The sequence below is a fragment of the Pseudomonas sp. B35(2017) genome, assembly GCF_002113645.1.
GTDB classification, from domain to species: Bacteria; Pseudomonadota; Gammaproteobacteria; order Pseudomonadales; family Pseudomonadaceae; genus Aquipseudomonas; species Aquipseudomonas ekonensis.
This window is the reverse complement of record NZ_NEIZ01000006.1, coordinates 44,242-58,503: the sequence shown is the minus strand read 5'-3', so window position 1 is coordinate 58,503 and position 14,262 is coordinate 44,242. Positions and strand designations below refer to the sequence as shown.

The window sequence follows — 14,262 nt, the reverse complement described above, 5'->3', positions numbered from 1 at the left end:
TTTTCCGCAAGGCCCCAACCCCGACACTGCGCTCCATCCAATTCCCTACCGGAGTGCAGTCATGCCCATTGCCTTGCTCGCGCTGACGCTCAGCGCATTCGCCATCGGGACGACCGAGTTCGTCATCGTCGGCCTGCTTCCCACCATCGGCGCCGACCTGGGCGTCAGCCTGCCGTCCGCCGGGCTGCTGGTCAGCCTGTACGCGCTCGGGGTCGCCGTCGGCGCCCCGGTGCTCACCGCCCTCACCGGCAAAGTCCCGCGCAAGCTGTTGCTGCTGTCGTTGATGGTGCTGTTCACCCTCGGCAACCTGCTGGCCTGGCTGGCGCCGACCTATGAGTCGCTGGTGCTGGCGCGGATTGTCACCGGCCTGGCCCACGGGGTGTTCTTCTCCATCGGCTCGACCATCGCCACCAGCCTGGTGCCCAAGGAAAAGGCCGCCAGCGCGATCGCGGTGATGTTCACCGGCCTGACCGTGGCGCTGGTCACCGGAGTGCCGCTGGGCACGTTCATCGGCCAGCATTTCGGTTGGCGCGAAACCTTCCTCGCCGTGTCGGCGCTGGGCGTGGTCGCGTTCATCGGCAGCCTGCTGTACGTGCCCAAGTCCATCGCCCACAGCCAACCGGCGTCGCTGGTGCAGCAGTTGCAGGTGCTCAAGCAGCCGCGCCTGCTGCTGGTGTACGCCATGACCGCCATCGGCTACGGCGGCTCGTTCATCGCCTTCACCTTTCTGGCGCCGATCCTTCAGGACATCTCCGGCTTCAGCGCCGGGGCGGTCAGCCTGGTGCTGCTGGTGTACGGCGTGTCCGTCGCGGCGGGCAACCTCTGGGGCGGCCGTCTGGCGGACCGGCGCGGGCCCATCGGCGCCCTGAAGATCATCTTCGCCCTGCTCGCCGCCGTGCTGTTCGCCCTGACCTTCACCGCCGCCAACCCATGGCTGGCCCTGGCCACCGTGCTGGTGTGGGGCGCCGTCGCGTTCGGCAACGTGCCGGGCCTGCAGGTGTACGTGGTGCGCCAGGCCGAGCATCACACGCCACGGGCGGTGGACGTGGCGTCGGGGCTGAACATCGCCGCGTTCAACCTGGGAATCGCCGGCGGGGCGTGGGGCGGCGGGCTGATCGTCGAACACCTGGGCCTGATCCACACCGCGTGGATCGGCGGCCTGGTGGTGCTGGCGGCCCTGGCGCTGACGGCGTGGAGCGGCCGGCTGGATCGCCTGGGGCCGGTGCATGCCGAGCCGACGGCGGGCCGCGTGGTCGTCGGGCACTGAGTTCTCCTGGCTGTGGTTTGCCAGTGATGACGGGCGGCCCGAGGCATTGATGCCGGACCGGCCGCCGTCATCGCGGGCAAGTCGAGTCGTCGCACCGCCGCTCCCACAGGAATTGCGGGGGGCAGCTGAACCTGTGGGAGCCAGCCTGCTGGCGATGGCGTCAGCGAAGGCACCACAGGGGCCAGGCCCCTTGCTCCCAAGGGCGTTCTACCGCCCGTAGCCCCGCCGAAACTTTCCCGCCCTGCCGCCAGTCCTCCACAGACAGGGCCTGCAAACGGCCTTCGGACGGGAGGACGGCATGGCGGCGAATCCAATCGAATACCCAAGGCATCGCGGGGTGCGGCCATGAGCATCCCTGAGCCGATCGGCGTCACCGACGAGCAGGCCACGGTGTCCGTCACCACGTGCCGGTTCACGGTGCTCACCGTCAACACCCACAAGGGTTTCACCGCGCTGAACCGGCGCTTCATCCTGCCGGAGCTGCGCGAAGCGGTGCGCAGCGTGTCCGCCGACGTGGTGTTTCTGCAGGAAGTCCACGGCACCCATGAACACCACCCCAAGCGCTTCGCCGACTGGCCGACCATGCCGCAGTACGAGTTCCTCGCCGACAGCCTGTGGCCGCAGTTCGCCTACGGGCGCAACGCGGTGTACCCGGAGGGCGACCACGGCAATGCGCTGCTGTCGAAATTCCAGATCGTGCGCCATGACAACCTCGACGTGTCGATCAGCGGCCACGAGAACCGCGGGCTGCTGCATTGCGTGCTGCGCCTGCCGGGGGACGACCGTGAACTGCATGCGTTCTGCGTGCACCTGGGCCTGCGCGAAAGCCACCGCACCCGCCAGTTGATGCGGCTCGCCGAATACCTGGCCGGACTGCCCGACGACGCGCCGTTGATCGTCGCCGGCGACTTCAACGACTGGCGCCAGCAGGCCGATGCGCTGCTCGGGCCCTGTGGCCTGCGCGAGGTGTTCGCCGAGCGCCACGGCAAACCCGCACGCAGTTTTCCCGCCCGCCTGCCGGCGCTGCGCCTGGACCGCATCTACGTGCGCAACCTGAAGGCCAGCCGCCCACAAGTGCTGGCCAACCGGCCCTGGTCACACCTGTCCGACCATGTGCCGCTGTCCGTGGAGATCGAAGCATGAGCAGCGCACCGCTGGAGAAATCCACACTTGCGTCCCTGCCCGCCGCCCCGGTGCGCGAGCCCGGCGCCGTCGAGGTCGACTACGGCTGGCAAGGCAACAATCGGGTCGAACTGCTGGTGAACGGCGAAGCCTACTTCCCCCGGGTGTTCGCCGCGTTGCGCGGGGCTCAGAGCGAAATCCTGCTGGAGACGTTCATCGTGTTCGAGGACAAGGTCGGCCTCGAACTGCAGCAGATCCTCATCGACGCCGCCCGGCGCGGTGTGCGCACCACCGTCAATTTCGACGGGTTCGGCTGCGGCGAGTTGAGCGCCGGCTACCTCGCGGCGCTCAGCGAGGCCGGCGTGCACCTGCAGATCTTCGACCCGGCGCCCAAGCGCCTGGGCATCCGCACCAACTGGTTCCGGCGCCTGCACCGCAAGATCGTGGTGGTCGACGGCCAAATCGCGTTCATGGGCGGGATCAACTTCTCCGGCGACCACCTGGCGGACTTCGGCCCCGAAGCCAAGCAGGACTATTCGGTGCAGATCCAAGGGCCGGCGGTGGCCGACATCCACCACTTCGCCCTGCTGCAGAGCGGCCGCCCGGGCCGGGCGCGGTTCTGGTGGCTGCGCCGCCGCGACCGCCGGGCGCAACTGGCCCTGGACGGGCACGACGGCCAGGTGCGCCTGGTGTTCCGCGACAACGACCGGCACCCCCGCGACATCGAAGACGTGTACTTGCAGGTGCTGCGCAGCGCCCGGCGCCGGGTGGTGATCGCCAACGCGTACTTCTTCCCCGGCTACCGGCTGCTGCGCGAGATCCGCAATGCAGCCCGGCGCGGCGTCGAGGTGCGGCTGATCCTCCAAGGCCAGCCGGACATGCAAGTGGCCAAACTCGCCGCACGCCTGACCTACGACTACCTGCTGCGGGCCGGGGTGCAGATCCACGAGTACTGCGAGCGCCCGTTGCACGGCAAGGTCGCACTGGCGGACGAGGACTGGAGCACCGTCGGATCGAGCAACCTCGACCCGTTGAGCCTGTCGCTGAACCTGGAGGCCAACGTGCTGATCCGCGACCGCACGTTCAACCGCGAACTGCACGAGCACCTGGAACAGCTCAGCCGCGACCACTGCCGGGCGGTCGATCCCGCCAGCGTGCCGCGCGGGCGGCTCTGGCGCATGACCGTGGGCTTGCTGGTGTTCCACTTCCTGCGCCACTTCCCGGCCATGGCCGGTTGGCTGCCGGCGCACAAGCCCAGGTTGGCGCCGTTCACCCACACACCCGGCAGCGAAATCCGATGAGCCGCCCGACTGCCGAAGCGGCGCATCCGGCAGCGCCGGCCCGCTCCCGCTGGCACCGCTGGAAGCGCCCGCTGACGCTGCTGTTCTTCCTGGCGCTGATCGTGCTGCTGACGATGTTCGCCAGCCGCATCGAATGGGCCGAGGTGCTGCAGACCCTGGCCGACTTCAAGGCCCGCACGCTGCTCATCGCCTCCAGCCTGACGCTGCTGAGCTTTCTGGTGTACGCCAGTTTCGACCTGATCGGCCGCACCTACATCCGCCAGGACCTGACCTGGAAACAGATCCTGCCGGTGGGCCTGATCAGCTACGCCTTCAACCTCAACCTCAGCGCCTGGGTCGGCGGCATCGCCATGCGCTACCGGCTGTACTCGCGGCTGGGCGTCAGCAAGGGCAACATCGCCAAGATCCTCGGCCTGAGCCTGGCCACCAACTGGTTCGGCTACATGACCATCGCCGGCGTCGTGTTCAGCAGCGGTCTGGTGAGCATGCCGCCGGGCTGGAAACTGAGCAGCGATGCGCTGCACGGGGTGGGCGCCCTGCTGTTGCTGGCCAGCACCGGCTACCTGGCGGCGTGCCGGTTCTCCCGGCGCCGGGAATGGTCGGTGCGGGGCGTGGAAATCAACTTGCCGTCGCTGCGCATGGCGGTGCTGCAACTGCTGCTGGGCGCCCTCAACTGGTCGCTGATGGCTGCGGTGATCTTCACCCTGCTGCCGGGCAAGCTCGACTATCCGCTGGTGCTGGGGGTGCTGCTGATCAGCGCGATCGCCGGGGTCGTCACCCACATTCCGGCGGGGCTCGGCGTGCTGGAGGCGGTGTTCGTCGCCCTGCTCCAGCACGAGGCGTCGCGGGGCAGCCTGGTGGCGGGGCTGCTGGCGTACCGGGCGATCTATTTCCTGCTGCCGCTGCTGATCACGGTGGTGATGTACCTGGTGGTGGAGGCCAAGGCCAAGGCGCTGCGGATCGAGAGAAAGGCCTCCTGAGGACCGCGTCATCGTTCCGAGGAAGCCAGCCTGCCGGCGATGGCGCCAGCAGGCATTACGCCTGATTCAGCGGGACTGGATGATGCTCAGCCGCTCACCCACCACCATCTCGGTGATCCAGTCGACCAGGATCGAGGTGTAGGCCTGCTGCGACACCGGATCGCTCAGCCCGTGGTCGGCGCCGTCGATGATGCGGTGGGTCAGCGAATGGGTCTGCTGGCACGCGGCGCGGTAACTCATGATCGTGGCGTGGGGCACGTAGTCGTCGGTCTCCGACTGCACCAGCAGCACATCCCCGGTGAACTGCGAACAGGCGTGCAGCGCCCGGTTGCTGCCGGCCGGCACCAACGTGGCGCGGTAATCGCGCAGGTCGGCCTTGTCCAAGTCACGCTTGGGCAGGTGCCACTGCTCGTCGCGGTACAGCGCCGGCACCCGCAGCGCCAGCCAGCGCACCGGGCGCAGCGAGGTGAGGATCGCCGCCAGGTAACCGCCGTAGCTGGTGCCGACCACGGCGATGGCCGAGGTGTCGAGCGCCGGGTGGGCCAGCAGTCGGTCGTAGGCCGCGATCAAGTCGCGCAGGTTGTCTTCGCGGGTGACCCGGCTCAAGGGAATGCCGGTGCCGCCGGTGTGGCCGCGCAGGTCGAAGGTCAGGCACACGCAGCCCAGCCCCGCGATGCCCTTGGCCCGTTCCAGGTCACGCTCCTGGCTGCCGCCCCAACCGTGCACGAACAGCACGCCGGGCACCTTGGATTTGGGACTGAGGAACGTCCCGCTCATCTGTTCGTCGTCAATGTCGATTTGAATGCTTTCGCTTCTGGCCGTCATAGGCGTTGACCGTCACGTATTTGAGGAGGAAACCGCTGTGCTCCGCCGGCCCCCGGTAGACCTCGATGGCGTCCGCCGGCAGGGCCTGGTCGGTGTAGGTTTCCACGGATGAGACATACACCGCCGGCATCTGCGGATCGTTGATGAAACACTGCAGCGCCGCGACTTCAGCGCTGCTCGCGCCGCCCATGCGCCAGGATTGCTCCAGCACGCCGCTGCGCGGCTTGCCGGCGCTGTCCAGGCCTTGGGCGATGTCGTAGTTGCGACGCGAGGCGTAGAAGCGCGGGTACGCCTCATCGGCGGCGCGGTCGAACACCTGGGCCTGGCCGACGGCCAGCCGCACGTCATCTGCCAGATCCAGCGCCAGCAGGGCTTCGTAGCCGCCGCGCACCGCCAGCAGGTTCGAGCCGCCGTAGACGGCTTCGCCTGACGCGTCTTCGGTCAAGTACTGATCGCCGCAGTAACTGAGCACCGTATCGCCGATGAACGACTGGCCGACGCTGTGGGTGACCACCTCGCTCAAGTCCTGCTCCAGCACCACGCCGTCGCCGAACAGCGTTGCGGCGTCCGGCCGGGCGAGGACTTCGTCGAGGGCGTCGAGGCTGGCGATCACCTCCTGTCCCCGTCCGGCGCAGGCGTGGATCGGCTTGAGGCGGATCGGCCCGCCGTACAGCAGGTGCTCGGCGGCGGGCCGCGCATCTTCGAGGGCGAACACGCTCAGGCCGTCGAGCACGACCGTGCGCACCCGCTCGGAAAACAGCGGCGACCACCCCGCCGGCGCATGGGCCTGATGGCTGCGCAGTCCGTGGCTGATGGCTTTGGTGCAGATGAAATCGTGCTCGACGTAGCCGCCCCATAGGTCGTCCGGGCCGTGGATGCCCAGGTTCCGAGCCGCCTCAGGGCCGACGACAGTCTGGGTCGGCAGCAGGTACAGATCGCGGCCACGGTGCGTGGCCGGATCGAAGGCACCGCCGAACTTCAGCCCGAGTATCTGCGCCAGCCAACGGGCCAGCGCGGTGTTGGTCTGCACCTCATGCTGCGGCGCATCGGGCCGCACCGAATGAGCGACCACCAGTTTCCTGCGGGATGTCGGGGCCATGGGCTCCCCTTCCGGCGGTTCGATGGATTCAGTCGGAAGCGGTGCAGGGATCAGGCCAGGTGCCGCCCCCGAAAAAAACCAACGGATTCAGGCGCCCGCCCACGGGCTGATGGCGCTGCGCCTGTCGCATTTTGCACGACTCGCCGAAAGTGCACGGCATTCTGCACGAAAGGGGTCACAAAGCCGTTTCGCCCCCCAGGAGAGATCGGGCGGCATCCACGACCCCTTCGATCCGCTGAGTTTGCGCCCCCCTGAACCCTGCCAGCAGAACCGCTCTGTCGCTGGGCACGTCGGCCTGTTTACCCATCATCCGAGAGAGCCACCGCGGCGCATCGGGGTGACCGATCTGATCGGACAGCAGTTTCACCTGCAACAGTTCGAAGTTCTCGGGATCCGTCTCCCGCTCGACCAGCGTGTCAATCATCCGGGTACGCAAACGTTGACCCTCGATGCCCGACGCCCCCTTGTCCGTGCCGGTGCAGGCGTAAATGATTTGCCTGCGGGCATCCACGTCGTCCGAGCAGAGGATGCGCTCAGCCATCTCGAACACGCCTGGCCATGCCGCATCGTGACCGATCGCTTTGCGGATGTAGCTTTCGAGGATCAGCGCCAGCTGGCACGCGGCCTCGGGCAACTGCTCAAGCACTTGGGTGAAAAGCGGCTCCAGCGCAGTGAAATGGGCACCCGCCTCTTCAGGAGTTCCCAGTCCGTAATGAAAGCCGCTCAATGCCTGCACATCGGCTTCGCGCTGCAGCACCCGCTCGAACACACGCTCGGCGAATGCCTGGAACTGCGTGCCCGAATAACTCAGGCACACGGCCACATCGACATCAGCCAAATCCGGTGCGTTGATCAGTTCCCGCACCGACGCCGCATCGCCTCCTCGCGCCAGCATGCGCAGACAGGTGGTGCGCAGCTCGGGGTCGTCCGTTGCCGCCATCAACCCCGATGCGGCCTGCGCGATTTCCGGGGAGACCGCAAGTGCGGACAGGCCCCGGGCCAGCGCCTGCTTGTGCCTCACCTCAAATAGAGGCGAAGCCTGCACTTGCGCCATCAGGCCGAGCACTTGCCCGGCGTATTCTCTGGCGAGCATTGCCATCATGTCCGCGCTTTCCTTGCCCTCTGACTGAGTCAAAGCCTGGAGCGCCGCCCAGGTGCAGGTCTCGGCGCCGAGAAAGAACACCCCCTGGGCGAGGTGCCCGAGTTTGGCCTCGTCGCAATCCTCGAGGGCCGCCTGCGAGTCAAAGCGCTCGACGAGAAAACGCCAGGCATCCGACTGCGGATCCTGTATGGCGGTCAGCATCCGTTCGCGCCAGGGCGTCACATGAAACCCGGGAACCCTGTCATGTCGCTGCCAATGCTTGTGGCGCCAGTCGTACCCCGATTCCGTCGTCGCGAGTGTCCAGAGCAGACGAACCCGTTGTTCGGCGTTCCAGCGCCCTGATGCCATCAAGTCAAGCAATGCGTTGTCGGACTCAAGCAGCATCAGGATGCTGTTGCCTGTGTAGCCCTCACCCAGCTTCGTCGCCAAAGGCTCCAGCGAGCGCCAATCGGACAACGCCTCAAATGTCGAACAGACCAGGCTGCGGGCGATGCCGAAGCGCTCATGCCCGGCGTACTCGACCAGGTGCTCAAGTTGTTCGATGGCCCGACCCGCATCGCGCCGGGCCAGGTCAGCCAGGGCAAAGCGCAAGGCGCCCACCTTCAGGGGGAACGCCTTGACCCGATCCAGCCCGGCGATGGTTTGCGGCACATCCACATGGTGCCCCTGAAGGCGCTCCGAGATCTCGTCCGGCTCGATGCGGAACACACCTTGGTTCTGGACAATGAAGTTGGCCCGCTTGAGGGCCTCATAGGCTGAGGGGTCGAAGCCGGGCATGCCAAACACTTCTTGCTTGGCCAGCACCCCTTGCTCCGAATTCGCCAAGGCCCGCGAAAGGCGCTCGACAAACAGGCTCAACTGTTCCTCCAGGATCGTGTGTTCATTGATCACCTGACTCATGCGATGTTCGATGAAACGATCGAAGATCTGCGTCTGCTCAAGCTCATCGTCACTGCGCGCGCGGATCTGCGCACAGAACGACATCATGCTCGGATGCCGGTAGCGCGCGAGTCCGACATCCCCCAACAGAACGGCGGCGGCGAAAGCCTCCTCCTTGGAGAATTCCTGGAGCCGGATTTGCCAGCCCCCCTTCTGCGGTCGATAGACCAACGAAGAAAGCTCCAGCGGGGCCTTCAGGCGATCCATCGTTTCCTGACGCCCGGTCAGCACCAGTTGCAGTTGCGATTGGGTCAGTTGCGCCAGGCTGGCGTCCATCCATTGGCTCAGATGCCCGCTGAACGAAGACGCCCGGTCCAGGCCATCGATGATCACCAGCAGCGGCGTGTGCTTGAGCCACTGCGCCAGCTCGGGCGCTTGCAGGGGATAACCGCCGTGCTCTTGGACATACCCGACGATGAGCCGGCTCAGACTGTCATTCAGGCTCGCATCGCCGACCGCCAGGCTTTCCGCCCCGATCAGCAGGGTCGGCCGTTTCGTCACGGTTCGGCCGCGTTGCGCGCACCAGGAAGTTTTCCCCTGACCCGAGCCGCCCACGATCACCATCAAGGAGCTGGGCGCCTCGCAGAACTGTTCCAGGTGCCGATCCAGATCCACGCGCGGCACATAAAGATGGGGTATGAATTTCCCCAGCCCCAGCAATTGGTCGATCCGCTGCTCGGTCATGCCCCGGAGTATGTCTTCGAGCCGAACCTGCATCCCGGCCAACGACAACCGGTGATGGGACACATCGATGCGCTCGCGCCGCAGGATGTTCCAGAGTCCGGGACGATCCACGGACTTGCGGTTTTTTGCCATGTCGAGGCAGGTGACATTCAACAGGGTCCACGTTTGCGAAGCCTGCTGCGGATCGACGACCTGACGCAGTTTCTCTATCGCGTGATGCTGCTCCAGATCCAGGAGCGTGTCGAAGACCGACAGGTGGGTGCAGCCCAGAAACCCGCGAAAGCCCTCCTCGATGTCCGCATCCGTCTTTTTCAGTCTTTTCGACTCGTCGACGAAACAGGTTCTCAACCGCTTGAACGCCGCCCCCGTCGCCTCGCTGGTCACGCACCCTTCAAGCTTTGCGTCGCTGGCCAGATCGCGGCACGTGTTCAGCACTTGCTGCACGGCCACCCGTACCGTGCCCGACGCGGAGGAGTCCGTCGCGATGACCAGCCGATCTTCGGTGCGGGAGAAACCGTCGCTCCAGAACTGCCGGACCATCTGGTCCATCGCCTTTTTGAACTCAGGCCCCATCACCAGGCCGTGCTTGACCTGAATGTAGACCGAGCCTTCGGGCAGCAGCCGCAGCACCAGGTCGTCAACCTGCGTGGAGCTCTCACAGGTGATCGAGACAATGCTGTGCCGGTCGCTCAGTTTCCAGGGCAACGACGCCGCATGGCCCAGCAGCATCTCGACGGCGCACCATGCTCCGACCGAGCCGGCATAGACCGCCCCGCCGGTGCTGGCGGCGCCGCCGGCGGAACCTCGTGGGTTGCTGTCGGGAGAATCGTTCATGAACATCCTTGTCGGTATCGCCTGAGTCGGGGCCGATGGCCGTCAAGCACGGCCCGGTGATGGCGGCATGCTACCAAATCTCTTCCGGTAATCGCTCGGCGCCAGTCCGGTGATCTTCTTGAACGTGCCCCGGAACGCGCCGGGGTCCTGATACCCCACCGTCCACGCGATATGGTCGATGGTGCCGTTGGTGAATTCGAGCAGCTCCCGGGCCTTGCCCACCCGCAGGTGCTGGCAGTACTCGGTGGGTTTCAGGCCGGTGGCCGCGCGGAAACGGCGCAGGAAGGTGCGTTCCTCCAGGGCGGCGCGTTCGGCCATGGCCGCGAGCGACACATCGGTCGCACCGGTGCCTTGCAGCCAGTGCTGCACCTTGAGGATCGCCGCGTCGCCATGGTTGAGGATCGGCGCGAAGTTGCTGCCGCATTCGCTGGCGCTGTCGCTGTGTTCCACCACCAGGAACCGTGCGGTGGCGCTGGCGACGCTCGGCCCCAGCAACCGGTCGACCAGCCGCAGCCCCAGTTCCGACCAGGCCATCAGCCCGGCGGTGGTGATCAGGTCGCCGTCATCGACGATCGGCGTGTCGGCCTTGAGCTCGATGGCTGGATAACGTTCGGCGAACGCCTTGGCTGCCGTCCAGTGGGCGGTGGCGCGGCGGCCGTCCAGCAGGCCGCTTTCGGCCAGCAGCCAGGAGCCTACGCAGACACCGCCAAGCGTCGCGCCAGCGGCGTGTTGCTGCCGTATCCACGGCATCAGCCCGCCCGGCACCGTCGCCGCATCGAAGCCGCCGATGGAGGGAGGAATCGTCACCGCCACCAGCCCGGCATCCGGGCCGGGGCGGCTGTCGTAGACCCGCGCCGGCGCATGTTCGTCTGCCGCCCGCCAATGGCTGACCCGCAGCAGCGGGCGCTGCACGGTCTGATGTTCGGCGGCGATGGCGTCGGCCACCGCGAACAGGTCGGTCAGGCCATGCACCGCCGCCATCTGCGCGCCGGGGTAGATCAGCACCCCGAGCTCGACGACGGCCCTATCTGCGCCCATTGTCAGTTTTCCCCTGTGTAATGTCGGGGCGGCCAATCCTCGGAACGCGCCCCGTCGCCAATACTGAACCCACAGACACGCCAACCTTCGAGGACACACCCATGGCCAAGCAAGCGCTCATCCTAGTCGATATCCAGAACGACTACTTCCCCCAAGGCAAATGGACGCTGACCGGCGCCGACGCCGCCGCCGACAACGCCGCGCAATTGCTCGCTACGTTCCGCGAGACGGGCGACGCGGTGATCCACATCCGCCACGAATTCACCTCCGCCGACGCGCCGTTCTTCACCCCCGGCTCCGACGGCGCCAAGCTGCACCCCAAAGTGCTCAACCGCGCCGGCGAGCCGGTGGTGCTCAAGCATTTCGTCAATGCTTTCCGCGACACCGAACTGCAGGCGCTGCTCGACGGGCAAGGCATCAAGGAACTGGTGGTGGTCGGCAGCATGAGCCACATGTGCATCGACGGCATCACCCGGGCCGCCGCGGACCTGGGCTACGGTGTCACGGTGATCCACGACGCCTGCGCCACCCGCGACCTGGAGTTCAACGGCCTCACCGTGCCGGCCGACCACGTCCATGCCGCCTTCATGGCGTCGCTGGCCTTTGCCTACGCCAGCGTGGTGTCCACCGCCGAGTTCCTGTCGGCCAACCGCTGACCGCTGTTTGAAACAACCGGAAAAACCTTGGCCCGCCCTGTTGCGGGCCTTCTTTCGTGCAGCGGAAAAAATCTCACGCGTGAGCCATTGATGGCACTTTGGATTGGCTGTAGTGTGGCTCACGCGTGAGATGTTCATAACGGAGTCATCGCCATGAAAAGCCGCTCCCCCGATGCGGAACCGAAAAGCCCGAAGGGAGTGCGCTCGACACCGTCCGCGAAGAAACCGTCGAGCTTCTACATGAAGCAGATGCGCGCGGGCCTGGCGGCCGCCGGTTATGTGAAACACGAAGCTTGGGTGCTTCCCGAGAACCGGGGCGTGCTCAAGCAAATGGAGCAACAGCTACGCCAACCGATTCTGGCTGGCTCATTCATGTCGGAGAATTACATGAGCGCAGGCAACAACTGGAACATCGATAGCCTCTACACCGCCTTCAAGGCGCTGGACGAGGTCGCTTCGCAGGAGATCACGCTGTCTCTGATCCAGAGCTCCGAACCCAGCCTCAAGCTGGAGATGAACGACTTCGGCGGCCTGCCGATTCACATCGCCATCGCCGGTGCGCAGATCATCGTCGACACCGTGCTGGTGGACATCGACTCGATCACCGACGTGCGCGCCTTCAACGACGCCGTGCTGCGCAGCCGGGAAATGTTCCCGCTGTCGTCCATCGGCATCGAGTCCATGCCCAACGGCCAGACCGTCTACAACATGTTCGGCGCCCTCAGCGCCGAGTCGAGCCTGACCAACGTGGTCACCGAGGTGAAGACCCTGGTCGACAACGTGCAGCGCGCCAGCGAAGCCTTCGCGCACTTCTTCAAGTAACCAACAGGGAAAATCCAATGACTCAGTCCATCTGGAGCAAGTTGTTCACCGCACTGCGCGGCGGCGCCAACGAAGTCGGCGAAGCGATCGTCGACCAGCAGGCCCTGCGCATCCTCGACCAGGAAATCCGCGATGCCGACAGCGCCCTGTCCAACGCCCGCCGCGAGCTGGTCACCATCATGGCCAAGCACAAGCTGTCCGCCGACCGCGTGAGCGAGTACGACGCCAAGATCAAGGACCTGGAAGCCAAGGCCGTGTCGGCCCTGAACGCCGGCCGCGAAGACCTGGCGCTGGAAGTGGCCGAAGCGATCTCGACCCTGACCAACGACCTCGACGCCGAGAAGAAGCAAAGCGACGAGTTCGGCACCTACGCCGAGAACATGCGCAAGGACATCAACAAGGCCGAGGCGCGGATCAAGAGCCTGCGCCAGCAAGTGGACATGGCCAAGGCCCGCGAAAGCGTGCAGAAGGCCCAGGTCAGCGCGTCCATCGCCAGCGGCGGCGCCAACGGCAAGCTGGAGACCGCCGTCGGCACGCTGAACCGTCTGCAGGCCAAGCAGCAACAGCGCGCCGCCGAGCTCAGCGCGGCGGACGAACTGGCCGATGCCTCGACCGGCAACGACCTGGACCGCAAGCTGCGCGAAGCCGGCATCACGCCGAACGAAGGCAGCGCCAACGCGATCCTTGAGCGCCTGAAGCAGAAGTCGGCCCAGTAAACCGGCTGCACCACCTGTGGGAGCGGGCTCGCTCCCACAGCGTTGCGCAAGATCCGGAACCGGCGGGAGCCCGCCTGCTGGCGATGGCGCCGGCGGAACCACCGCCTCAATCAGTCCCCCATCGGCAAATCCCTCTGCTCGTTCAGCCCGCAGCCCGGTACACTAGCCGCGTTTTTCGCTGACGATCACCTCCACCCGCCTCAAGGACAGTACCCATGGGATGGTTCAAAGACTTGCTGGGCACCAGCAACTGGCAGACGGCACCGCAAGCGTCCGGACCGTCAGACGGCCCGCTCGGCTTGGCGCAGGGCAAGGCAATCCGTTTCGACTCGACCCTGGGGCTTCTGCTCGACGGCAGCTCGTCGGTGCGGGTGCCCGACGCCCAGGCGATCTGGAGCGCCGGCTGGATCGACCTCGGCCAGTCGAACAAGCTGCACCGCTACTACCTGGACAACGAAGATTTCTGGCTGCAGGTCCACGTGACCGGCGACGACCAGATCGAATCGGTGACGCTGTTCAACTACGTCGACTACGTGACCGTCAACAGCGACGCGGAACTGCAGCGCCTGGCCGGCGCCCAGAGCCCCGTCGGCCTGCCGACCTACTCCCTCGACGGCGTGTCGTTCAGCCGTGAGTGGGGCACCGAACGCGGCCAGACCGAACTGGTGCCGCTGACCGAACACGTCGCCAACCCGGACGAAACCTACACCATCGAACACCACTCGATGCTCTACGCCCGGGAAACCGGCCTGACCGAGCGTCGCGAACTGCTGCTGTTCTCCGTCGAACAGGACGAAGAAGGCACCGTCAGCCTGAGCACCTCGCTGGGCATCTCACTGTACACCACCGACCTGAGCACCGTTTAAAAGGAAGTTTG

12 protein-coding genes are annotated in these 14,262 nt (G+C 66.1%); 8 read left to right on the top strand and 4 right to left on the bottom strand.

The window, feature by feature from the left end; translation table 11 throughout:
* Nucleotides 1-61 precede the first annotated feature (61 nt).
* From CAG41_RS13110 to CAG41_RS13095, 4 genes are all read left to right on the top strand, one after another.
* Nucleotides 62-1,267 (top strand): MFS transporter, encoded by a 1,206-nt coding sequence (locus CAG41_RS13110; RefSeq protein WP_085656272.1) that lies wholly within the window; start codon nt 62-64, stop codon nt 1,265-1,267.
* A gap of 345 nt (nt 1,268-1,612) precedes the next feature.
* The gene (locus CAG41_RS13105) at nt 1,613-2,410 is read left to right on the top strand and encodes an endonuclease/exonuclease/phosphatase family protein (protein ID WP_085638987.1); all 798 of its coding nucleotides are present in this window, start codon (nt 1,613-1,615) and stop codon (nt 2,408-2,410) included.
* Nucleotides 2,407-3,690, top strand: a complete 1,284-nt coding sequence (gene clsB / locus CAG41_RS13100; RefSeq protein WP_085585847.1) for a cardiolipin synthase ClsB — start codon at nt 2,407-2,409, stop codon at nt 3,688-3,690. The genes CAG41_RS13105 and clsB overlap by 4 nt, the downstream gene beginning before the upstream one ends.
* Nucleotides 3,687-4,670 (top strand): lysylphosphatidylglycerol synthase domain-containing protein, encoded by a 984-nt coding sequence (locus tag CAG41_RS13095; RefSeq protein ID WP_085707079.1) that lies wholly within the window; start codon nt 3,687-3,689, stop codon nt 4,668-4,670. The genes clsB and CAG41_RS13095 overlap by 4 nt, the downstream gene beginning before the upstream one ends.
* Before the next feature lie 66 nt (nt 4,671-4,736).
* Here CAG41_RS13095 and CAG41_RS13090 read toward each other — a convergent pair whose 3' ends face one another.
* The 4 genes from CAG41_RS13090 to CAG41_RS13075 all read right to left on the bottom strand — a co-directional run bounded on the left by CAG41_RS13090 (nt 4,737) and on the right by CAG41_RS13075 (nt 11,191).
* The gene (locus tag CAG41_RS13090; protein ID WP_085585843.1) at nt 4,737-5,495 is read right to left on the bottom strand and encodes a S9 family peptidase; all 759 of its coding nucleotides are present in this window, start codon (nt 5,493-5,495) and stop codon (nt 4,737-4,739) included.
* Entirely contained in the window at nt 5,458-6,594 is a 1,137-nt protein-coding gene (locus tag CAG41_RS13085; RefSeq protein WP_085694689.1) for a DUF3182 family protein, read from the bottom strand. Before CAG41_RS13085 ends, CAG41_RS13090 begins: the two co-directional genes overlap by 38 nt.
* A 175-nt stretch (nt 6,595-6,769) precedes the next feature.
* Entirely contained in the window at nt 6,770-10,153 is a 3,384-nt protein-coding gene (locus CAG41_RS13080) for a hypothetical protein (RefSeq protein ID WP_085707078.1), read from the bottom strand.
* A 42-nt stretch (nt 10,154-10,195) separates the two neighbouring features.
* Nucleotides 10,196-11,191 (bottom strand): GlxA family transcriptional regulator, encoded by a 996-nt coding sequence (locus CAG41_RS13075; RefSeq protein WP_085585837.1) that lies wholly within the window; start codon nt 11,189-11,191, stop codon nt 10,196-10,198.
* A gap of 101 nt (nt 11,192-11,292) precedes the next feature.
* On the opposite strand from CAG41_RS13075, the gene CAG41_RS13070 reads away from it, so the two are divergent.
* From CAG41_RS13070 to CAG41_RS13055, 4 genes are all read left to right on the top strand, one after another.
* Nucleotides 11,293-11,847 carry a cysteine hydrolase family protein gene (locus tag CAG41_RS13070; protein ID WP_085585835.1) on the top strand — a complete coding sequence of 185 codons (555 nt, stop codon included), beginning with the start codon at nt 11,293-11,295 and terminating at the stop codon, nt 11,845-11,847.
* A gap of 153 nt (nt 11,848-12,000) precedes the next feature.
* Nucleotides 12,001-12,669 carry a YjfI family protein gene (locus CAG41_RS13065; RefSeq protein WP_085585833.1) on the top strand — a complete coding sequence of 223 codons (669 nt, stop codon included), beginning with the start codon at nt 12,001-12,003 and terminating at the stop codon, nt 12,667-12,669.
* Between the two features lie 17 nt (nt 12,670-12,686).
* Nucleotides 12,687-13,385 carry a PspA/IM30 family protein gene (locus CAG41_RS13060; protein WP_085585831.1) on the top strand — a complete coding sequence of 233 codons (699 nt, stop codon included), beginning with the start codon at nt 12,687-12,689 and terminating at the stop codon, nt 13,383-13,385.
* Nucleotides 13,386-13,600: 215 nt separating this feature from the next.
* The gene (locus CAG41_RS13055) at nt 13,601-14,251 is read left to right on the top strand and encodes a DUF2491 family protein (RefSeq protein ID WP_085585829.1); all 651 of its coding nucleotides are present in this window, start codon (nt 13,601-13,603) and stop codon (nt 14,249-14,251) included.
* Nucleotides 14,252-14,262 lie beyond the last annotated feature (11 nt).